This is a genomic window from Sulfurospirillum sp. MES (assembly GCF_000789415.1).
GTDB classification, from domain to species: Bacteria; Campylobacterota; Campylobacteria; order Campylobacterales; family Sulfurospirillaceae; genus Sulfurospirillum; species Sulfurospirillum cavolei.
Genome location: NZ_JSEC01000003.1, coordinates 205442 through 227482 on the forward strand (window position 1 = coordinate 205442; position 22041 = coordinate 227482).

21 protein-coding genes are annotated in these 22041 nt (G+C 44.1%); 17 read left to right on the forward strand and 4 right to left on the reverse strand.

Annotated features, from left to right (window positions below):
- Nucleotides 1-57 precede the first annotated feature (57 nt).
- The 12 genes from OA34_RS06765 (at nt 58) to OA34_RS06815 (ending at nt 10428) form a co-directional block, all read left to right on the forward strand.
- The gene (locus OA34_RS06765) at nt 58-1377 is read left to right on the forward strand and encodes a double-cubane-cluster-containing anaerobic reductase (RefSeq protein ID WP_039673698.1); all 1320 of its coding nucleotides are present in this window, start codon (nt 58-60) and stop codon (nt 1375-1377) included.
- Nucleotides 1377-2135 (forward strand): acyl-CoA dehydratase activase, encoded by a 759-nt coding sequence (locus tag OA34_RS06770; protein WP_039673699.1) that lies wholly within the window; start codon nt 1377-1379, stop codon nt 2133-2135. The genes OA34_RS06765 and OA34_RS06770 overlap by 1 nt, the downstream gene beginning before the upstream one ends.
- A 58-nt stretch (nt 2136-2193) precedes the next feature.
- A complete protein-coding gene (locus tag OA34_RS13635) occupies nt 2194-2340 on the forward strand; it encodes a hypothetical protein (protein WP_286682896.1) in 147 nt (48 codons plus the stop codon).
- Nucleotides 2321-2932, forward strand: coding sequence for a Fic/DOC family protein (locus tag OA34_RS06775; RefSeq protein ID WP_039673700.1), 612 nt, complete (start codon nt 2321-2323; stop codon nt 2930-2932). Before OA34_RS13635 ends, OA34_RS06775 begins: the two co-directional genes overlap by 20 nt.
- Nucleotides 2933-3020: 88 nt before the next feature.
- Nucleotides 3021-3275 carry a type II toxin-antitoxin system prevent-host-death family antitoxin gene (locus OA34_RS06780; protein WP_039673703.1) on the forward strand — a complete coding sequence of 85 codons (255 nt, stop codon included), beginning with the start codon at nt 3021-3023 and terminating at the stop codon, nt 3273-3275.
- Entirely contained in the window at nt 3265-3540 is a 276-nt protein-coding gene (locus OA34_RS06785) for a type II toxin-antitoxin system RelE/ParE family toxin (RefSeq protein WP_039673705.1), read from the forward strand. Before OA34_RS06780 ends, OA34_RS06785 begins: the two co-directional genes overlap by 11 nt.
- Nucleotides 3540-4076, forward strand: coding sequence for a phosphorylase family protein (locus tag OA34_RS06790; RefSeq protein WP_039673707.1), 537 nt, complete (start codon nt 3540-3542; stop codon nt 4074-4076). Before OA34_RS06785 ends, OA34_RS06790 begins: the two co-directional genes overlap by 1 nt.
- Entirely contained in the window at nt 4048-5280 is a 1233-nt protein-coding gene (locus OA34_RS06795; RefSeq protein WP_039673708.1) for an SPL family radical SAM protein, read from the forward strand. Before OA34_RS06790 ends, OA34_RS06795 begins: the two co-directional genes overlap by 29 nt.
- A gap of 22 nt (nt 5281-5302) precedes the next feature.
- Nucleotides 5303-7153: a type I restriction-modification system subunit M gene (locus OA34_RS06800; protein WP_286682897.1), complete on the forward strand. Its 1851-nt coding sequence runs from the start codon at nt 5303-5305 to the stop codon at nt 7151-7153.
- Between the two features lie 56 nt (nt 7154-7209).
- A complete protein-coding gene (locus tag OA34_RS06805; protein WP_039673712.1) occupies nt 7210-8586 on the forward strand; it encodes a restriction endonuclease subunit S in 1377 nt (458 codons plus the stop codon).
- Nucleotides 8555-9760 (forward strand): tetratricopeptide repeat protein, encoded by a 1206-nt coding sequence (locus OA34_RS06810; RefSeq protein ID WP_039673714.1) that lies wholly within the window; start codon nt 8555-8557, stop codon nt 9758-9760. Before OA34_RS06805 ends, OA34_RS06810 begins: the two co-directional genes overlap by 32 nt.
- Before the next feature lie 11 nt (nt 9761-9771).
- A complete protein-coding gene (locus OA34_RS06815) occupies nt 9772-10428 on the forward strand; it encodes an SDR family oxidoreductase (RefSeq protein ID WP_039673715.1) in 657 nt (218 codons plus the stop codon).
- Between the two features lie 2 nt (nt 10429-10430).
- On the opposite strand, the gene OA34_RS06820 is transcribed toward OA34_RS06815, so the two are convergent.
- From OA34_RS06820 to OA34_RS06830, 3 genes are read right to left on the reverse strand one after another with little or no spacing between them, the layout of a single operon-like run.
- Entirely contained in the window at nt 10431-11453 is a 1023-nt protein-coding gene (locus tag OA34_RS06820; protein WP_039673716.1) for an ABC transporter substrate-binding protein, read from the reverse strand.
- Between the two features lie 10 nt (nt 11454-11463).
- Nucleotides 11464-12300 carry a class I SAM-dependent methyltransferase gene (locus OA34_RS06825; RefSeq protein WP_039673718.1) on the reverse strand — a complete coding sequence of 279 codons (837 nt, stop codon included), beginning with the start codon at nt 12298-12300 and terminating at the stop codon, nt 11464-11466.
- 8 nt (nt 12301-12308) lie between these two features.
- Nucleotides 12309-14426 carry a TonB-dependent siderophore receptor gene (locus OA34_RS06830; RefSeq protein ID WP_286682898.1) on the reverse strand — a complete coding sequence of 706 codons (2118 nt, stop codon included), beginning with the start codon at nt 14424-14426 and terminating at the stop codon, nt 12309-12311.
- Between the two features lie 419 nt (nt 14427-14845).
- On the opposite strand from OA34_RS06830, the gene aspA reads away from it, so the two are divergent.
- From aspA to OA34_RS06855, 5 genes are all read left to right on the forward strand, one after another.
- Complete coding sequence (aspA, locus tag OA34_RS06835) at nt 14846-16273, forward strand: aspartate ammonia-lyase (RefSeq protein ID WP_039673720.1); 1428 nt, start codon at nt 14846-14848, stop codon at nt 16271-16273.
- Nucleotides 16274-16360: 87 nt separating this feature from the next.
- The gene (locus OA34_RS06840; RefSeq protein ID WP_039673722.1) at nt 16361-17662 is read left to right on the forward strand and encodes an anaerobic C4-dicarboxylate transporter; all 1302 of its coding nucleotides are present in this window, start codon (nt 16361-16363) and stop codon (nt 17660-17662) included.
- Nucleotides 17663-17700: 38 nt separating this feature from the next.
- Complete coding sequence (locus OA34_RS06845; protein ID WP_039673724.1) at nt 17701-18747, forward strand: type II asparaginase; 1047 nt, start codon at nt 17701-17703, stop codon at nt 18745-18747.
- Nucleotides 18748-20363: 1616 nt separating this feature from the next.
- On the forward strand, nt 20364-20693 hold the full coding sequence (locus OA34_RS13640) for an ATP-binding protein (RefSeq protein WP_286682899.1): 330 nt from the start codon (nt 20364-20366) through the stop codon (nt 20691-20693).
- A complete protein-coding gene (locus OA34_RS06855) occupies nt 20690-21337 on the forward strand; it encodes a response regulator transcription factor (RefSeq protein WP_039673726.1) in 648 nt (215 codons plus the stop codon). The genes OA34_RS13640 and OA34_RS06855 overlap by 4 nt, the downstream gene beginning before the upstream one ends.
- 5 nt (nt 21338-21342) lie before the next feature.
- Here the strand turns inward: OA34_RS06855 and OA34_RS06860 are convergent, their stop codons facing one another.
- A complete protein-coding gene (locus tag OA34_RS06860) occupies nt 21343-21966 on the reverse strand; it encodes a lytic transglycosylase domain-containing protein (RefSeq protein WP_039673727.1) in 624 nt (207 codons plus the stop codon).
- Nucleotides 21967-22041: the final 75 nt, after the last annotated feature.

The window sequence follows — 22041 nt, forward strand, 5'->3', positions numbered from 1 at the left end:
CGCATCGCTTTACATGTAAACCTAAACAGCACTACATTTTTCACAAAGGAAAGTACGATGGGTGTTGAACTCCACAAGGATTTATTAGGAAGTATCGGTGTCGACGTTGAGCGTCACGCAAAGATGATGGGTGCCGGGTTAGAAGCCTACAAAGCACAGTTTTTAGGACAACCCGATCGTCCTAAAGGAATGGCGTATTTCGACTGGTTTATGAGCGAGATTCAAGGGCAAAGGATTGCTGAGATCAATGCGCTTCGTGCCGAGAAAAAACCGGCGGTAGGTACGTTTTGTATCTTTGTTCCCGAAGAGATCGTCGTGGGTGCGGGCGGAGCCTGTTATGGCTTATGCGGCGGTTCTAACGCTACGGTAGCGGACGCCGAAACCGAGCTTCCTCGCAACATTTGTCCGTTGATTAAATCCGCGCACGGTTTCAAACTTCAACGCACCTGTGCGTATACGCAATCCAGTGATTTTATCTACGGCGAAACCACCTGTGAAGCGAAGAAAAAAGCATGGGAGATCTTAGCCAAACACCATCCCGTACATGTCATGAACATTCCGCATATGAAGCGTGAGCGTGACCTCAAAATGTGGCAAGAGGAGATCAAAGAGTTTAAAGAGCACATCGAAGCCGTTACCGAGAAAAAACTCAGCCTCGATGCGATGAAAGAGGGCGTGCGCAAAGTCAATGCCAAACGAAGCGCGCTTCAAAGGCTCGATCGTTTACGCGGTATGAATCCCGATGTTATGCCCATCAGCGGCAAAGACGCGCTTTTTATCACGCAAGTAGGTTTTATGGACGACATCGAGCGTTATACCGAGAAAGTCAATGAACTCTGCGACGAGCTTGAAGAGCGCGTGAAAAATAAGCAAAGCGTTTTTCCGAAAGATACGCCTCGTTTGATGGTGCTTGGAACGCCCTTTGCCCCACCCAACTGGAAACTTCACACGGCAGTCGAAACGACGGGCGGTTGCGTCATCAACGAAGAGAGTTGCATCGGGCATCGTTACTTTAAAGACAACGTGGACATCGAAGGCGCGCAAAGCGACGACGAACTCTACGCACGCTTGATGACACGCTACTCCAAAATCGACTGCGCCTGTTTTACGCCCAACACCGGACGCATCGACAAAATCGTGCAAATGTACAAAGAAAGACAAGCCGATGGCGTCATCTACTACACGCTTTCCTTTTGTCACACCTACAACGTCGAGTCGCACCTCGTACTTGAAGCGATGCAAAAAGAGGGCATTCCTTGCTTAGTTATCGAGTCGGACTATTCACCCGAAGATGCAGGACAGATCAAAACCCGTGTTGAAGCCTTTTTAGAGAGCATCAACTTCAAGAAAAAAGCGCAAGCGTTTCAGTCCAAATAATGTTTTGGGGCGTAGATATAGGCTCGACCTATACAAAAATCATCGGTATCGGTAAAGAGCGGGAGATCGTCGATAGCGCGGTCATCCCGACCATCTTCAATCAAGACAAAATCGTGGGCGAGTATTTGGCAGACAAAGAGGTCAAAATGCTCGTCGCCACGGGCTATGGGCGTTATATGCTGGAAGATTCGCACGGTGCACCCGTCATCAGTGAAATCAAAGCGCACGCCAAAGGGGCGTACTTTTTTGAGCCCAGTGTTGCCACGGTCATTGACCTCGGCGGACAAGACAGCAAGGTCATCAAAATGGGAGAGTTTGGGAGTTTCACCGACTTTCGCATGAACGACAAATGTGCGGCAGGTACGGGAAAATTCTTAGAGATTGCCGCCAATCGTTTAGGACTTGATATGGAAACCTTCGCCAAAGCAGGCTTTGAGCACGACAAGGAGCTGACAATTTCTAGCATGTGCGCCGTTTTTGCCGAGTCGGAAGTCATCTCCCTTATCGCCAAAAAAGAGAGCCTTGCCAACATCTGCTACGGCGTGCATGAATCCATCGCCGCACGACTTGCTTCGATGGCTCGCAAATTTGTCATCAAAGAGAATGAAACCATCGTTTTTACCGGTGGTGGCGCGCTCAACCCGTTTTTGCATCATATGCTAGAGCGCAAGTTAGAGCGAACCATTGTCATTCCCAAACACCCTCAACTTATGGGTGCTGTAGGTGCGGCACTGGCGGGGTTTGAGGTGGTGAATTAGGATTCTATTTGGGGTAAAAATGTGCTACAATTAGGCAATTTAACACAAGTGTGAGCAAATGAAAAAGCGTGAAATTTCAAAAGAGACCATCAAAAAAGTCGTTGCAATCTCTCAAAAAATAGAAGGCTACCAGCCAGCACCAAAGCCTCTACAAGAAAAAGCCAAAGTGCTTATGGCAAAATACCATGTCAAAATATCGGCTTGACGAAAGCCCGATTTATCTTGAAGGAAGTGAAGTTCCTAAAAATAAATTGGGCATTAAGGAAGCAGAGCTTATCCACGAAATAGAAAACAATCTCCTTCTTCAAGCCTATGAACATTTCGCCTCTCAAATCACAGAAAAGACCGTCCTAAACGAAACTTATTTTATCAGTTTGCATAAAAAGACGTTTGAGTCATTGTATGACTTTGCAGGACTTTACCGCACGGTTAATATGAGCAAAGGTGATTCGCAATTTTGCCTTGCTAAGCACCTCTCAAGTGAATCAAAAAGAATTTTTACCGAACTTGAAAACGATGCTTACCTTCTTACATGTAACAATAAAAAAGCTTTCGTCAAACAACTAACCTACTACAAAAGCGAACTCATCGCCTTGCACCCTTTTTACGAACTCAATGGGCGGACGTTACGTCTTTTTATCGATATGCTTTGCCTCTATAACGGCTACGATTTTATTGATTATTCCGAGGCTATCGAAAATAACGCTTACATCGAAGCATCTATATTATGCGTGCAATACGCCGATAACACAAAAATGGAAGAGATTATTGAGAATGGATTAAGAACAAGGCTATAATATTTTTTACATGTAACCCAAACTCCTAAGCCAACTTTCCAAAAGCATTCTTTATAATACGCTAAATCGTACTATTAAGGATACTCTCATGATCGTATCAGCCAATGACATCAAAACCAAAGGGGTGAGCCTCCTTGATAAACTCTTTGAGAGCGTAAGCGAAGTCATCATCAATGTGCGGGGCAAAAACAAATACGTTGTGATTGACATTGAGCGTTACAAAAATTTGCGCACATTAGAGCTTGACCGTCTTTACGACGAGACGATGCAAGAGATCAAAGAGGGGCGATTTAAAACACAAAGCGTGGAAGAGCATCTAAGCGAGCTACGCAATGCCTTATAACATCACGCGAACGGACGAATACTTTAAAAAATCGGTCAAGTTTTTCAAAAAACACCCTGAAATGCAGAGCAAATACGAAAAAACGCTGATACTTTTAAGTGCCAATCCGCACCATCCCTCTTTGCGTTTGCACAAACTTCAAGGCAATCTCAAAGCGTTTTACTCGGTTTCGCTAGATTTGCAGTACCACATTATTTTAGATTTTATCATCGTCGATGAAGTCATTATTTTACTCGACATCGGCGCACATGACGAGGTCTATTAGTGCCGATTCATACCCTTATTCACACCGCGCTCGTTGCCGAAGCTAAGCCTATCATCGGGCATTTTAAGCTTACATGTAAAGCAAAACAACCGTTTAACCTTTACGAAAACGAAAACGTCGCGCTTATCGTCTCAGGTATGGGAAACCAAAACGCCAAAGAGGCTCTTGCGTATGCGCTTTCGCTTTATGAACCGCGCGTTGCTATCAACATCGGTATCGCGGGTTGTAGCGACACGACGGTTGCCAAAGGCACGCTCTTTTGCACGACGCACGAGGGTTTGGACATTCCTTTTGCGACCTGTTCCTCACGCCCAAAGGCGGTCGATGATACTTTACATGTCACCACAACGCTGGTCGATATGGAAGCCGATACATTTTTGCAAACCGTTCCAAAAACCGTCGAAACATATGTCTTCAAGATCGTCTCCGACCATTTGGAAACGAGCGTTCCAAGCAAAGCCGATGTGGGAAATTGGATAAATAAAAGCATCAAACAGTGGGAGAAATATGTTAGAAGATCAAAAAGCGCATTTTGAAAAAGCGTGCGAAAACACCGCCTTTCAAAGCTTACATGTAAGAACGCAAGATTTTTTAAAAACCAAAGCCGATGCCTATCGTTTCAGCTTTTCGCAGATTCAGCAACTCATCGTTATCGCCATTGATTTACAGATGTGGGATGAAGAGATCGAAGCGTTTTGGGAAGATAAAGAGAGCAAAAAAGAGGCGTTAGCCCATCTTCAAAACCGTTATGAGACATTTAAAAACACGCTCAAAGTCTACCCCAAAAAAGCAGAAACCTTTGAAAAAGAGAGCTTCAAGATTGAAGAGATCGAAAAAGAGAGCTTAGGGCTTGGCTCTTGCCCTGTCGCTTCGCCTAAAACGCGCTGTTGCAACCTGATGACCTTAGACGCGGTGGAGAGTTGCGGGTTTGACTGCTCGTACTGTTCGATTCAAAGCTTTTACAAAAACAACACCATTACGTTCGATAAAACGTTTGCCAAAAAGCTTGAAAAGCTGGAACTCGACCCCGCAAAAACCTACCATATCGGCACGGGACAGTCGTCGGACTCTTTGATGTGGGGCAACCGCGCAGGTGTTTTAGAAGCACTGTTTAGCTTTGCTCGCAAGCACCCCAACGTCATTTTGGAGTTCAAAAGCAAGTCCGACACCATCGCGTATTTGTTGGAAAATGACGTGCCCAAAAACATCATCTGCACATGGTCACTCAATCCTCAAGTCATCATCGACAACGAAGAAAAACGCGCGGCAAGTTTGAAAGCGCGCATCCAAAGTGCAAGAGCGCTGGCGGATAAAGGTGTATTAGTCGGCTTTCATTTCCACCCCATTGTCTTGTTTGAGGACTGGCAAGACGCCTACACCGCCATCGCGCAGGAGCTCCTCAAAACGTTTACATGTAAAGAGGTTGCCCTCGTTTCGATGGGCACACTCACGTTCATCAAACCCGTCCTCAAAAAGATCCGCCTGCGCGCGCAAAAGAGTAAAATCCTTCAAATGCCCCTACACGATGCAAACGGGAAATACTCCTATCCGCTTGCTTTAAAAGAGCAGATGTTTAGCACGCTCTACCAAGCGTTTCAACCGTGGCACAACGAAGTCTTTTTTTACCTATGCATGGAAGATGAGAGCTTGTGGCAAAAGGTTTTCGGACACGAATACGCGAACAATGAAGCATTTGAAGAAGCGATGTTAAAGGCATATAGCGATAAAATCAAATTATAAGTCTAATCCAATGGAGCTTTTTATGACACTTTTTGAAATTCTCAAAATCGATACTAATCAACTTAAAATTTTCTCTTCCAAAATGCTAGAAAAAATCGAATCCCTTCTGATTCACGATGAAAAAACCGAAAAAATTTATATCGATTGTTTAGTGAGAAAGAAAAAAATACAAATCTTTTCGCCCTCTAAAAGCAACCCTGAAGAGCTGATTCGCCAACTTTACATCTTAAAACTTCATACGGAGTACGGTTATCCGCTTGAGCACATGGAACTTGAAGTCAGCGTGACGATGGGTTCATCAAGCAAGAGTGCCGACATCGTCATCTATGATAACGCCGAGAAAAAAGACAAAGAAAACATTGTTCTTATCGTTGAAATCAAAAAACCTAAAGAAGATATGAATAAAGGTATCGGTCAGCTTGAAAGCTACATTTCAGCGTTGCCGACACTTTTAGGTGTGTGGACGGACGGGCAAGAGGAAAACATTCGTTACCGCAATCCTGAGAATAAATACAAATTTGAGCGTTTTAAACGCGTTCCTAGACACACAGAATCCATAGAGTCCGTGTTATCGACCTATCTCAAAAAAGCGGACTTGCAAGACATCGTCGATTTACGCCGAACCGTTTACATGTTAGAACAACGCGTTCTTGCCAATGACGGCGTCAATGCGTTTGATGAAATCTTCAAACTTATCTTCGCCAAGCTTTACGATGAAAAAAGCAAAAAGCCTATTGAAGAGTTAGACTTCCAGATAAAGCTGGGTAAAAAATTATCGTCCACTATCGAAAAGCTTTTCTCAAAAGCAAAAGAGAAATGGAAAGACGTTTTTAAAGAAAAAGACGAAATCGAACTGAGCGAAGAAACCCTCATCGCCGTTGTCTCGGAGCTTCAAGAGTACAAGCTTTTTGAAACAGACTTTGAGATACTCGATGTGGCGTTTGAGCATATGATTTCAGGGGACAGTAAGGGTGAGAAAGGGCAGTATTTTACCCCACGTCCTGTGATAGACATTATCGTCAAGATGATGAACCCTGATGATGACGAAAAAGTGCTTGACCCTAGTGCGGGAAGTGCAGGCTTTTTGCTTCACACGTTTCAATACATCTTAAACAATGAGAAAATCGAAGACAAAGAGCGTTACCGCTACGCTGTGAACAATCTTTTTGCCATCGACTTTGACCCGCGAACGGTCAAAATCGCAAAAGCGTTGATGGTCATTGCAGGAGATGGCTCGTCCAATGCCGTGCATACCAACTCGCTTGACCTTCGCACATGGGATGAGAGCAATAAAGCCAAATTTGACAACGCCATCGCTTCACGATATGCCCAAAACAGTTTTGACATCATCATGACCAACCCGCCGTTTGCGGGAGATATAGGCAGTTCAAGTGGGTATTTGGGTTACTATGAATTTGCACGCGACAAAAAACAAAAGACCAAAAACACTCAAAGCAGAGACCTTCTTTTTATAGAACGTAACCTACGCTTTTTGAAAAACGGCGGCAGAATGGCTATCGTACTTCCGCAAGGCAGGCTTAACAACTCAAGCGACAAAGAAATCCGCGAATACATCGCAAAGCATTGTCGTATTTTGGGGGTAGTAGGCTTACATGTAAACTCTTTTAAACCACACACGGGAACAAAAACAAGCATCTTGCTGTTACAAAAATGGGATAAGAAAAAGTGCCCATATAAAGAAGACTACCCGATCTTTTTTGCGACTAATACAAAACCCGTCAAAGACAACTCGGGTAATTACATCGCCCCAACCACCAAAAAGACCATCGAAAAAACAGACTTAGCAGACATCGCAGAAGCATTTGCGCAGTTTGCCGCCAAAGAGGAGCTAAGCTTCTACCCAAAGCCTTAAACCCATTCGATCAAGAGCGTTACAGCGCCTTATTGGATGGGTTGGAAGCAGTGGAAATGAAACTCAGTGAAGTTTTGGATGATAATGATAGCTTTAGATTCGATAGTGAGTTTTTTAAAAAAGAATATTTGGATATAGATTTAAAAATACATCAACATATGACTGAAAAGCTTGGAAAAATATCAGTATGGGTTACACAAGGGTCTAATCCAATCTTTACTCAAAATGGTATCCATTGTTTAACTGGTAGAAACGTTAAAACTGGGACAGTAGATTATAATGATTCAGATTTTGTTGATTTACAAGAATATAAGAAATTAAAAAGATTTCAAATCCAACAAAACGATATTTTAATTACACTTAAAGGTAAAGGTTCTATTGGTAAAATAGGTTTTGTTACCGAAGTTCAACAAGCTATTTTTAGCCGAGATATTGGTTTAATTAGAATTAATTCATCAAAAATTAAACAAGCATTTATAAATACTTTTTTAATTACTAAATTTGGCTCTAAAATTATTGAAAAAGGTGAAACAGGTGGAACAGGTCAAAGTACATTAACAACAAGCTATATAAAAAATATTTCTATACCTATATTTCGCGAAACATTTCAAACACGTATCGAAACTTTTGTCTTATCCGCACATCAAAAACTCGAACAAAGTAAACAACTCTATCAAAGTGCCGAAGCGATGCTTTTAAAAGAGCTTGGTTTTGATGATTTTAGCCTTACATGTAACAATGTCGCGATCAAATCGTTGAGTGAAAGTTTTAGTGTAAGCGGGCGTTTGGATGCGGAGTATTATCAACCTAAATACGATGCGATTTTAGAAAAAATACAAAGCTATCGAGGTGGATTTGATTTAGTCAAAAATCTATTTACTCAAAATAAAACATCTTATGTTAGAAATAAAAAGTCATATTATTATATAGAGATTAGTGATATAAATGTTTCCAATGGAGAAATTATACCTAATGAAATTTTAGTAGAAGAATTGCCAGATAATGCAAAAATTAAAGTTTCAAAAGGTGATATTTTAGTATCTAAAGTTAGACCATACAGAGGTGCTGTAGGTATCGTTGATGAAAATGATAAAGATTTAATTTGTAGTGGTGCATTCACTGTTCTAAAAGAAAAAGGAAAGATTTTAAAAGAAACTTTGGTTATTTTATTTCGACTGTCTTATTACAAAGACTTATTGTTAAAATATAATGTTGGAACATCTTATCCAGTTATTAAAGATGAAGATATTCTAAATTTACCAATTCCGTTTATCGATGAAGTTATTCAGAAAAATATTGCTTCAAATATCCAAAAAAGCTTCGCGTTGCGAAATGAAAGCAAACAGCTTTTAGCCAAAGCCAAAGCTGCCGTAGAATGTGCCATCGAACAAGGAGAAGCGTATGCCATCGACACTTTTTTTTACGACCTCTAATCTTTACATCCAAGACGGTGTTTTACCCGAATACAAAGTAGGCAATCAAACCTCGTTTGCGCTTGAAGCGTACGCACAAAACGGCTTTGTAGAGAGCACGGAAGAAACCATGCGCTTGACGCACATCAAAGATGCAACCTATGATGTAGTGGGACGTGTTTGCAAAAAATGTTATGACAGATACGCTTTTATGGATTTGGGGATATTGAAGGTTTTTATCGAAGATCCTCAAAAGAGCTTAGAAGAAGGAACGTACTACACAGGCGTCGTCTCTTTGGATTACGATATATGGAACGACTATCATCTCGAACTTTGGGATAGTTTTTGCCGTGAGAAGATAGAACAAAAAGGCATCATCAAAAGCATCACGGTCGATACGTCGTTATTCGTCCCTGCGGAAAAAAATCAAAACGCCATAACCAAAGAGGGTGTTGAACCGAAATTTGACGTGAGCATTCAAGAGACGGATTGTTGGGGTGATGAGGAAGTGTACACTAATGGGACGGTAACATACCTTATCGAAGTCGAATATGATCCGGCAAGCATTAAAACGATTTTGGGCGATATACGCTTTGATCGCGAAACGATAGCCAATCTTGAGGCGACGCTTGAGCAAGATTTTTCTCAGTGGACGCCGCTTGAAGCGGACAACCCTCTTTTGCTTGAGAACGAAAACTATCAAGAACTGCTAGCACTGATTCAAGAAAAGATCAACACGCAACACGAAAAAGCAAAAAAAGGCGATGTGTCGGCATTATTTAATCTCGGAGAATTGGCTTATAATTCTAAAAATTATGAAGAGGCATTTGAGCATTGGAAAGACGCCATGACGATTGACTATCAAGCCAGCGTGAAGCTTTTGCAAGAGAGAGGGCTTGATAGTTACTCTAAAGGGTTTTTAAAAGTTTTGGCAGGCATAAAAACTTTGGGTTTAACGCATGAAACCGCCATTCCCGCTTGTAATGATTTTGATAAAAACGTCGCTATTCACTACTATCTTGATGAACGATTTGGAAAGAATGAGTGGAAAAGTATTTCTCAAAAGAAACATCAGCATATTTTAGAGTTCACGCTGAGTGTTCATGGTGTGCATAAAAAGCTCTTCTTCGATATATCCCCTTTTTATAAACACAATTGGGGTGGGTGCAATAACTGGGATTTTCATACATTCTAAGGACGTGAACGATGAAAACGGTTTTGATGAGCGGCGGTAGTAGCGGCATCGGGAAAGCGATCAAAGAGAGGCTTACATGTGAAGGCTACACCGTTTTTAACATCGGCAGACGCGAGGCGGACATCGTGTGTGACTTGCGTGATGGCGAAACACTCGAAAGGGGCGTGAAAGCGTGGCTCAAAGAGCATGACGTACATGTGCTCATCAACTGCGCCGGCGTCGGACTCTTTGACCCGCACGAGACGATCAGCCCTGCTAAGATCAAAAATCTGATCGACGTCAATCTCACCGCTCCCATCATTCTCTCAAGCCTTTGTTTGCGCGCTTTGCAAAAAACGGGTGGACACATCATCAACATCACGTCCGTCGAAGCCACGCGCCACGCCAAATACTCAGCCCTTTACACTGCCACCAAAAGCGGGCTTCGCAATTTTGGGCTAAGTCTGTTTGAAGAGGTGCGCAAAAGCGGTGTCAAGGTCACCTCTATCAACCCCGACATGACGCTCACCTCTTTTTTTGACTCCCTTCATTTTGAACCCAGTAACGATGAGCAGACCTATTTGCTACCGCAAACGATCGCTCAAAGCGTGTTAGATGTTTTACATGTAAAAGGTGCGATCACCGATATGACGATCCGCCCGCAAAAAGTAGGGATTGCGAAAAAGTAACGTTACGCGCCTTTCAAAATCGTTTTGATCTCTTCATCGCTCACGTCGTAACGGTAAAAAAGCCGATAAAAACGACGGACTTCGTTTTCTAAAGAGAGGTCTTGAAACAGATCGGGATAAAGCATTTTTGCCAACCATAAAGGCTCCAACGCACCCTCGGCACTGCGCACCGCCCACAAATAAACGCCCGTCGGAACGACGTAAACACGACGGTTTTTAACGGCATTGAGTGTTTGAAATGCGGGGTTGCTAAGAATCGTTTCTTGGCTCATTCGGCTATACGTTACGATGACGTCGGGGTTCCATACAAGAACCTGTTCGCCGTTGAGCGTTTTTGCAATCCCTTTCGAATCCAAGGCATAATCTGCGGCGACATTGACGCCTCCGGCGATTTTAACGTATATAGACCCTATATCGCTATCGTTGAGCGTCGTATAGCTTCCCGCCGAAAAATTAAGCGTTAAAACTTTCAGCTTTGGAGAAAGCGTTTGCGTTTTAGCCTGTACGCGCGCTATAACGGCGTCGTAATAGTCGTTAAAAAGCTTTGCGGTTTGCGGAGCATCTTCCCCTAAAATCTCTCCGATCAAGGTAATGCTCTCTTTCATCTCTTCGATCGTCGAAAAGTTTGCCACATTCACAACGGCAACACCGGCACTCTTTAATTGAGCGATCTGGGTATCCTTTAAAAAATAAGCGGTCGGTCCGTACACGACTTGCGCTTGAGCGGCAATAATCGCTTCGATATTGACCGAAGGATTACCGACGCTACTTTTTTGCTCTACGGAAGGAAAAACCGTATAGAACATATTTGAAAGCCGCGGTACGGTTGCGACCATCGTGTGCTCTTTGCCAAGCATACCCGTCACTTGGGCAAATGCCCCGATCAGCGGTACGACCCGCTTGACATGTAAAGGGATGACGACCTCTTTACCGTCGCTATCTTTAAGGGTTCGTACCGCTTCGTCGGCATACGAATGTAGGTTGATCGTCCAAAATGCGATCCATAGCACCAAAAAGTTTTTCATGTTTTTTTCTTTAGGGTAAATGTAATTCCGAAGGCTTCCACCACATGACATACGTCTGCGTTTTTCGAAGCATTCGCCATCGTCCGTCTTCAAGCGGCATCAAACATCGATCGACGTTATAGCGATAGCGTTCCTCGTGTTCGGGCAAGATTTTCCCCACAAAACGTAAATGTTCATACGCCTCTTCTTTCGAATCGTAAATACGCTCAAACCCGTCGTCCAACACAACGACGCTGGGGTTGGCTCCAAGATCGTAAATCGTATTGAACGTTAGGTTATAGTCAAACATACGCTCATCCGGTAATTTCTTCATTGGAGGAATATCCGTAATGCCCTCCAAAAAATCCAACTGAATTTCCCGTAAACTCGGAGCATTCGCAAAACTCATTACAAAAACATACTTGGTCGCCAACTGATTGAGTTTGAGAATATCAAACATACCGACCGAGCGTGACGCCACGGCAATGTCATGTTGACCGATCTTTGCCACCGCGTCCTCGTCTAACCAACTTTGCAACAAAGGCTTAACGTTATGAAGCCCCGCATCGCGTACGTTTTGCACGCAACGCTCCAACATTTTTTCAAAAGCGTCCACGCATGTCACCGATTTTGCTTTTTGTGCCATCGGCACGGTTAATCTTCCCGGTCCGCAACCGATATCGACGACCGTATCTTCGGCACTCAAGTGCATACAATCAACTTGTTTTTGCGTAAAAGCTTTTTCAAGCTTAGCCATGCCGTCGTACATTTCCGCCATTGCATTCCAATCAACGTTTGGCGTTTTAGGGTCTCTAAGCATTGCAAAACGTTGACGACGCAATGCTTCCCAATTTACAAGTCCGTTCATCGTATTCCTTAAAACCGTACTTCAATCGATGCCGTAATATTGCGCGGCTCTCCCAAGAAAAGGCTGGTTGAACCGGCAACGTTATTACCGTCTAAGCCGTTACTGGCAAAGATTCCGCCCCAATATTTTTCATCGGTGATGTTATTGACGGAAAGCCTAAAGATGGTTCGATCGCCCCAAAGTTTTTTGGTCGCATAGCGTGCGCTTAGATCAATCGTAAAATACTCATCTGCCCATTGGGTATTAGCCGGATCAATCGCCCGCTCGCCCGTGTAGTGAAAATTACTGCTGAGTACGAGTTCTTCAAAGCTAGGAACGGTGTATTCGACCAAAAGATTGGCTTGCCATTCGGGCATACCGATCGCTTGCTTATTATTGATATTGGCTATTTTGGCACCGCTAATTTCGGTATCCATAAATGTAACGCCGCCGAATACCGCCGTTGATTGGGTCAATTTACCCGACGCCATAAATTCGACACCTTTATTGGTCTGTTCACCTTGCTCTTCAAACACTCCGTCATAACCCGTATACGCTGTCGGTCGTTTGATTTGAAAAAGAGCCGTTGAGAGATCAACCCGCTCTAAAGCAAGTTTTGCACCGACTTCGTACTGTTTGCTTCGATACGGATCAAGCGTACGCGTGACGCCTGAAGAGTCTGTTCCAGAATCCCCCGGTTGGATGCTGTCCGCATACGTCACGTACAAACTTAAATTTTCTATCGGCTGGTAAATCACGCTTGCGGCATAGCTATACCCACTTTTAGACACATCCGATGTCGTTGCGCCTGATGTGTTGTACGATTCGGTTCCGATCCAGCTTTTATTAGTAGAGAGAAGCACCTGCCATTGGTCATTTAATTTGATGGTATCGCCAAGTGTCAGGTTTTTGACATCAGTGGTAGAAGAGACATAACGTTTACCGGTAGAACTGTTGGTACTGTAAATATCCCAAATATAACCGTTTCCGCCCATCGCAATATCATTTTCAAAACCTAAAATCTCTTGCTTTGTTGTGACATACCCCATGTAACTATCCAGCTCAAATCGCCCGGCGGCTGTTGAGGGATTGACCGTTGAGGCGGTATAGGTTCCACTGTTGGAATTAAAGGTATTGGTTAAGCCATAAAGTGCCCTATCGGCACGTTGTGTTAAGTATCCACCCTCCGCATACCAATTATCGGCTATGTCGTATTTGAGTTTTCCACTGTACGTGGTGGTTGTGAGTTCCCTTCCCGCATTTTTTTGCGCGTATTTTTCATCGGAAGCATCGTATGCGTCAGGAAGGGTATAGCGTGCAACGCCTAGTGCGGTATAAGGCATATTAAACTGCCCGGTATAGCCCTCTTTGATGTACTTGTAGTAACTAAAGTTTGTCTCCAATGTCAGCCGATCGGTGAGATAAAAATCAAGCCCCGTAGAGATAAGCTGTCGTCTTAGGTTACTTCCTTCGACGTATCCCTCGCCGTCACCGCCTACGAAAACACCTCTGTAGCCTACTTTATCGTTGAGTCTACCGCCTACATCGGCTTCTGCTTCGGCATGTCCGCTTTCTCCATACGTAAAAAGTAAAGAATTTTCATACTCTTTCGTCGGTCGTTTTAACTCAAAATTGTACACACCGGATGGATTGGCTGCACCGTATAGCGAGCCTGAGAGCCCGTTTAAAATTTGGAGGCTATCGAACATTGCCATTGGGGTTGCGGTCGTAGAAACGACATGTAATCCGTCCCAGTAACTGTTCGCCACAACATCGCCTCGCATCCCTCTGGTTTGTGGACGCCCGACATCCGCACCACCTCGCCACTCTATTTGAGCAGAGGGAATGTATTTGATAACGTCTTCCAAGCCTTGGGAACGTTGGTTTTTAATGATCTCTTTGGGAATGGTATTGATTTGATAGGGAACATCAAACGCTCGTTTATCGCCCAATGCACCGACAGAAACCTCTTTGGTTAAAAAACCATCTGCAATACCACCCTCTAACTCCTGAAAGCGTTCCGTCGAAACAACGACACCCTCAAGCACGACATTGGTTTTGTCTTTACTTTCTTCACTCCATACGCTTGTAGCACACAAAAGAGGGATCAGTATCGCACTCAACCCCTTCAAACCGTTTTTGTTCACGCCGACTCCTTTTAAGTAATAATTAAACTATATTTATTTATATACAATGAGTGGCGTTGCTTTAGGCTTCACCGATAGAGCGATAAAACGTTCACCTGTGAGGTATTTAGAATAAAAAATCACATTTCGTTGGGATGAGTTATCGTATCCGCATAGCCTAAAAAGCATCTTTGAAGTTAAAAACAAGAACGAAAAATGAAATTCACACAACAGGTACGCTTGGTTATATTTCGTTGGTTATAAAAAAATATAACGTCACATTTAACTGTAAATTTTCTTAAATATGTATTAAATGCATATTACTTGATGTATTACAAACACTTATCTTTCAAGATTCATCTACGATATAATCTTTACATGTAAAGATTTCGCAAAGCAAGACTCTCTATAATGGCGCAAACCGTCTCAAAGGAGTTACCGTGCTTACGCGAATCGAACACGACTTAATCGGCGATAAAGAGATATCCGACGAATGTTATTACGGCGTTCAAACCGCGCGAGCGGCAGAGAACTTTCACATTACGGGCGTTACGCTCGGTAGTTTTCCGACCTTTATCGAATCCATCGCCAAGGTTAAAAAAGCAGCCGCTTTAGCCAATTACGAACTGCATTTACTCTCGGAGGCAAAGAAAAACGCTATCGTCGAAGCGTGCGAGCAAATTATCTCCGGAAAGTTTCACGATCAATTTGTCGTCGATATGATTCAAGGAGGTGCGGGTACTTCGACCAATATGAATGCCAACGAAGTCATCGCCAACATCGGTTTAGAGTCGATGGGGCATCCTAAGGGTGCGTATCAATTTTTACATCCCAATAACGACGTCAATCTTTCTCAATCCACCAATGACGCATACCCTACGGCGTTAAGGGTCGCTCTTTACGAGAAGCTTGGGGAACTTAGCGATTCGATGCGGATTATCAAAGATTCGTTTGCCAAGAAAGCAAGTGAATTCAAAGACGTCATTAAAATGGGAAGAACCCAACTTCAAGACGCCGTACCGATGAGTTTAGAGCAAGAGTTTCGAACGTATGCGGTTATGATCGGAGAAGACATTCAAAGGGTTAACGAAGCGAGACAACTCGTACGCGAGATCAATATGGGAGCTACGGCGATCGGTACGGGTATCAATGCGCATCCCGATTATGCCAAGACCGTCGAAGCCAAGCTTCAAGAGGTGACGGGACGACCGTTTGTGACGGCGGGTGATCTGGTCGAGGCGACGCAGGATACGGGGGCGTACGTACAGATTTCGGGCGTACTCAAACGCGTTGCGACCAAGATGTCTAAAATCTGCAACGATCTTAGGCTTTTAAGTTCAGGCCCTCGCACGGGCTTTGGCGAAATCAATCTTCCCGCGATGCAACCGGGCAGTTCTATTATGCCCGGCAAAGTCAATCCCGTCATTCCCGAAGTGGTCAACCAAGTCTGCTTTCAAGTCATCGGTAGCGACATCACGGTTACGATGGCATGCGAGGGCGGTCAACTTCAGCTTAACGTTTTCGAGCCCGTCATCGCGTTTAACCTTTTCAATTCGATCAACATGATGCGCAATGCGTTTGAAACGCTGGCGTATACGTGCGTGGACGGCATTACCGCCAATCCGGAACGATGCAAAGCCTTGGTGCTTAACAGCATCGGTCTTGTGACTGCGCTGAACCCTTTTATCGGCTATGAAAACTCCACTAAAGTCGCCAAGGAAGCTTTGGAAACCCATCGTTCGGTTTACGACATCGTGCTCGAACGCGCTCTTTTAGCCAAAGACGAGCTTGAAGACATCATCAAGCCTGAAAATATGATCAAACCCCGCAATTTCGGTCTCTCCGAAAAAGATAAATTCGAAAAATAGCCTTTTGCTTCGGGGCGTAAGCCCCGAGCATTAAGCTGCTTTGAGGGTTTATCAAACCTTGAGAGAAGTTTACTTAAAGGAGTTTCCATGTTATGGTTAGAAGTGATTGTCGTCCTTGCCGCGATTTTTTTCGGAGCAAGACTCGGTAGTATCGGTATCGGCTATGCCGGAGGTTTAGGCGTTTTAGTCTTAACGCTTGGACTCGGACTCAAGCTCGGGTCGATTCCCATCGACGTTATCTTAATTATTATGTCCGTTATTGCGGCTATCGGCGCGATGCAAGTGGCGGGCGGGCTAGACTATATGGTCAGCATTGCCGAAAAAATCTTGCGTAAAAACCCTAAGTATATTACGTTTCTAGCACCGATCGTAACGTACGTTATGACGTTTTTTGCCGGTACGGGACATACCGCGTTTTCCACGCTTCCGGTAATTGCGGAAGTTGCCAAAGAACAAGGCATACGCCCCTCTCGACCTTTGAGCATCGCCGTCGTTTCATCGCAAATCGCCATCACGGCTTCTCCGATTTCCGCCGCCGTCGTCTTTTTAAGCGGGGCATTGGAAAAACACGGTATCGGCTATTTGGAACTTTTGGCGGTCTGCATTCCTTCCTCGTTTTTAGCATGTATGGTTGCGGCATTCGTTTCCAACTTCCTCGGAAAAGAGCTTAAAGACGACCCTATTTACCAAGAAAGAGTGGCAAAAGGCTTGGTTAAAATGCGCGGTACGACGCAACTGGACGTTAAACCGGGTGCAAAACTTTCCGTCGGTATCTTTTTGCTGACGATTATTGCGGTCGTCACGTACGCAACGCTCATTAGCGATAAGGTCGGTATCATTAAAAATCCAGTCGTTCCGAGAAACGAAGCGATTATGCTTTTTATGTTTGCGGCGGCAACCTTGATCGCGGCATTTACCAAAATCGAATGCGCCCAAGTGCTTAATTCCGCAACGTTTAAATCGGGAATGAGTGCATGTATCTGCGTTCTTGGCGTCGCATGGCTCGGCGATACGTTCGTGGCTAATCACATCGCACAAATTAAAGCGATGGCGGGCGATTTGCTCAACGTCTATCCGTGGATGTTGGCGGTAGTACTTTTCTTTGCCAGTACGCTTCTTTATTCGCAAGCGGCAACCGCAAAAGCCTTGATTCCGAGTGCTTTGCTACTCGGCGTTTCCCCTTTGACCGTCGTTGCATCGTTTGCCGCGGTCAGTGCGCTTTTCGTTCTTCCGACCTATCCGACGCTGATTGCCGCAGTCGAAATGGACGATACGGGCTCAACCCGCATCGGTAAGTTTGTTTTTAACCATCCGTTTATTATTCCCGGTGTCGTTGCAATCGCGCTTTCCGTCGCATTTGCATTCGTCATCGGTGAGATCATTTTATAACGTTTGAAGGTAGACCACATTTTTCAAAAGGAGTTACGATGAAGTTTTTACATGTCTTGTGTATGTCGGCGCTTATTAGCGCCTCTTCTTTGATCGCCAAACCGACCATTGCCATTTTGGCGACCGGAGGAACTATCGCCGGAGCCGGAACGTCGGAGCTTAAAAGTTCGTATTCCGCCGGTGCCGTGACGGTCGATAAATTGCTAGCCGCCGTTCCCGCCATCAACGACATGGCTACGATCAAAGGCGAGCAAATCTCTAGCATCGGTTCACAGGAAATGACAAACCAAGTCTGGTTAAAACTTGCTAAACGCGTCAACGAGCTTTTAGCGCAACCGGACATTGACGGCGTCGTCATTACGCACGGAACCGATACGGTCGAAGAGACTTCGTACTTTCTCGATCTTACGGTTAAAAGCAAAAAGCCCGTCGTTTTTGTTGCGGCAATGCGTTCTTCAACGTCTATGAGCGCCGATGGTCCGATGAACCTTTTCAATGCGGTCAACGTGGCGATTAACAAAGAGACGACCGGTAAAGGCGTCGTCGTCGTGATGAACGATGAAATTCACAGTGCTCGCGAAGTCACTAAAGTAAATACCAGCTCCGTAAACGCCTTTGCATCGCCTAACAGCGGTAAAATCGGTACCGTTTACTACGGTAACGTCGAATACTACATGCAACCGACCCGTAAACACACCGTTGCTTCCGAATTTGACATTAGCAAATTGGAAGATTTACCGCGCGTCGACATCGTTTACGCCCATCCAAGCGATACGGACGTTATGGTTAAAGCGGCCGTTGCCGCCGGTGCGAAAGGCATTATCCATGCCGGTATGGGTAACGGCAATCCTTTCCCTTTAACGCAAGAGGCACTTGCCGAAGCGGTGAAAAAAGGGGTTATCGTAGCGCGAAGCTCTCGCGTGGGTAGCGGTAGTACGACCTTAGAGGGTGAAGTGGACGACGCTAAATACGGTTTTATCGCAACGACGACGTTAAATCCGCAAAAAGCGCGCGTTCTTTTAATGTTGGGACTAACCAAAACCAACGATAAAAAAGCCCTTCAAAAACTGTTCTTGGAATATTAAGCCTTTTTCTCGCCCCATTTTTTGGGGTGAGATATTCTTTACATGTCAAAAGGTTTGGTGTTATAATATCTGCCCAAAATTAAAGAGGAGACGACCGTGAAAAAGGCCATTTTACTCTGTTTTATGCTTCTTTTAAACGTCATTCCTCTTTTGGCTCACGATAAAAATATCTTAATTATTAACTCCTACCATCGCGGCTTTCAATGGAGCGATGACGTCATTTTAGGCATGGAAAGAGTTTTTTACACACATCCCGACATTAAAATCAATATTTGGTATATGGATTCGAAGCGTATTAATTCCGAAGAGTATTACGCCAAATTGCGTGAATTGTATAAGCTTCAATTGCAAAAAAACCGTTACGATTTGATCATTGCCGTCGATAATTTTGCCTATGATTTTGTGATCAAATACTACCATGAACTCTTCACGAATGAACCTATCTTATTTACGGGCTTGGAGCAATTCGAACCTGAAGAAGTAAGTTCTAGGCAGTTGGAAGATCGCGTTTACGGCATCTTGGAACGGCGCGCCATTCCCGAGACGATTGCTATGATACGCTCGATGATACCGCATTTAAAAAAACTCTATATTATCAACGATACGAGTGCGAACGGCGACGACAGTGAACCTTTTATTCAAGAGGCGATTCGCAATAACCGTTCTCCGATCGAGATCGAATATATCCGCCGATCGACGCTTTCGGAGCTTGAAGAGCGCTTTTCAAAACCCAACCCCGAAGAAGCGATCTTTTTCGTACGCTTTTACAACGACAAAGAAGGCAATCTTTACTACAACAACCAAATCGCCTCGATGCTTGACAAAAGCGCATTGCCCGTTTTTATTACCGATACGCTTTTTATCGGCAAAGGCGCATTAGGCGGTAAACTCGTTTTAATTAAAAAATTGGGCGAACATACCGGCGAAAAAGCGATCAAAATTTTAGATAAAAAGCTCCCCGCACTCGACGTGGACACGTTTCAAACGTATGCATATCAGTTCGATGCCCAAAAACTCGAAGCGTTTTCCCTTTCCCCAAAGCCGGCGATCGACACGTACGAACTGATTAACGCGACGCCGACTTTTTTCGACACGTACCGTAAATTTATCGATGCGGTCTTTTTAATCTCTCCGTTTTTAATTTTCTTGATTTTGGGACTTGCCCATAATATTTACCGACGTGTCCGTTCCGAACAAGAACTGCGCGCGATCGAAATGCAAAAAAACAAGCACCAACAATTCATCATTCAACAATCCAAGCTTGCCGAAATCGGCGAAATTTTCTCTTCGATCGCACACCAATGGAAAAATCCGCTCGTCGAAATCGCCACCATAGCCCAAGAACGCTTCTATGCGCAAGAGGTTCAAAGCGACGAAGAACACAATCGATACGTTCAGGACATTATGGTACAGGTACGCTATATGACCGACACGATCAATGATTTTCAAACGTTTATTATGCCCTCTTCCGAAAAGACCGTTTTTGACGTTAATGAAGCGGTTGAAACGATGCTAAAGATCATCAACCATACGATCAAGTACAATTATATCGACGTTAGCGTGGACATCTCAAAAACGCGACCGATCTTAGGGTGCGCGGGTATAAAAACGAATTTATGCAAACCCTGCTCAACATCGTCAACAACGCCAAAGATCAAATCAAAGAGGCACGAGAAGCCAAAAAAATCAAACGGGGCATCATCGACATCGCCATTTACAATCAAGCGGGAAATCTCGTCATCACGATCGCGGACAACGCCGGCGGTATTGCGGAGGAGAAGCTTCCTTACGTCTTTCAGGCATACTTTACCACCAAAGAACACGGACACGGAATAGGGCTTTACATGTCAAAATTAATTATCGAAGATAAAATGAACGGACGCATCTTTGTCTCAAATCAAAATCAAGGTGCGTGCTTTACGATTATTTTAGGGAGTGCCGTATGAAAATTTTAGTCTTGGAAGATAACGAACGCCTTGCCAACGTGATCAAAAGCGTCTTGGTCAAAGAAGGATACACCGTCGATCTTTTTATGGACGGAGAGGTCGCCCTCGATGCACTCAACCGCGGATATCACTGCTTCATTTTGGATATTAACGTTCCCTCTATCGACGGTATTTCCATTTTGGAGACGATCCGCATCTACCATAAAGACGTTCCCGCCATCATCATCAGTTCCAACCACGATCTCGAAAAAATCCAAACCTCGTACGAAATCGGTTGCGACGACTACCTCAAAAAACCGTTTTTTATCTACGAGTTGGTCCAAAAAGTCAAAAAGTTATGCCACAAACCCTCGCAAACCCTCTCGTTTTGGAGCGGATATACCTACGATTATCTCAATCACCGCTTGTTCGATCCTCAAAACGAAGAGATTAAGCTCGCTAAAAAAGAGTGTATGTTTTTGGACCTTTTTATCAAAGATCGCCATCGCGTCGTAACGTTTAACGAGTTGGAAGAGTACGTTTGGGAAGGCGAAGAGACCAACATCTTAAATATGCGTGCTCTTATCAAACGCTTGCGTAAAAAACTCCCCGAAGGTGCGATCGAGATGATTAAAGAGATGGGCTATCGTCTGGGCGAGATATAAGCCGCTTAGGAGGGATTTCGGTAGTAAAGTTGCGTTTTACCGGATTGGTACGAACTGTAGAGCTTTTTAAACTCTTTAAACACTTTGGCGGAGTACGGATTGTCGTCGATCTTGCCGTTGTAGGCATTGATGGCGTCTTTGGTATTTTTATGGCGCTCAAAACAGGTTGCTAAAATATACGCTCCGACTTGAATGTTGATTTTCGGATCAAACAGATCGTACAAAGAGATATTTGCCTTGTCTAATAAGGGTTTGTGAATCGAGTTGATCTGCATAATGCCCATATCGAAACGCGGGTAGTTGCGCGTGTAGAGAAAATGCACGACGTGGCTTGCTTCGTACTTGTTTTTGCTTTTAATCGCAATCACTTGCGAATACTGCTTGCTTTCAATCCCTTTTTGCTTCAAAAACGCTTGTAACTCTTGGGCTTGTTTCGGTGTCATCTTGGAAGCACTAAAAGCAACCACGTAACGATCCAAGTCGCTTTCTACCTTAGCGATAGAATAAAGCAAGCGCGGCTCGATACCGTAAATTTGCCCGACTTTCACCCAAATATTTTCACTTTGATTGGCTTGCGCCGCCCATAAAAAAAGAGGAAAAAAAAGCACGAACATGATGTGACGTACCATATCCTTTTCCTCCTTTTTTCACGTTTGCTTCATTATAAATAAAGCAAACTTTATTCTCACTAAAGCATATCTTGG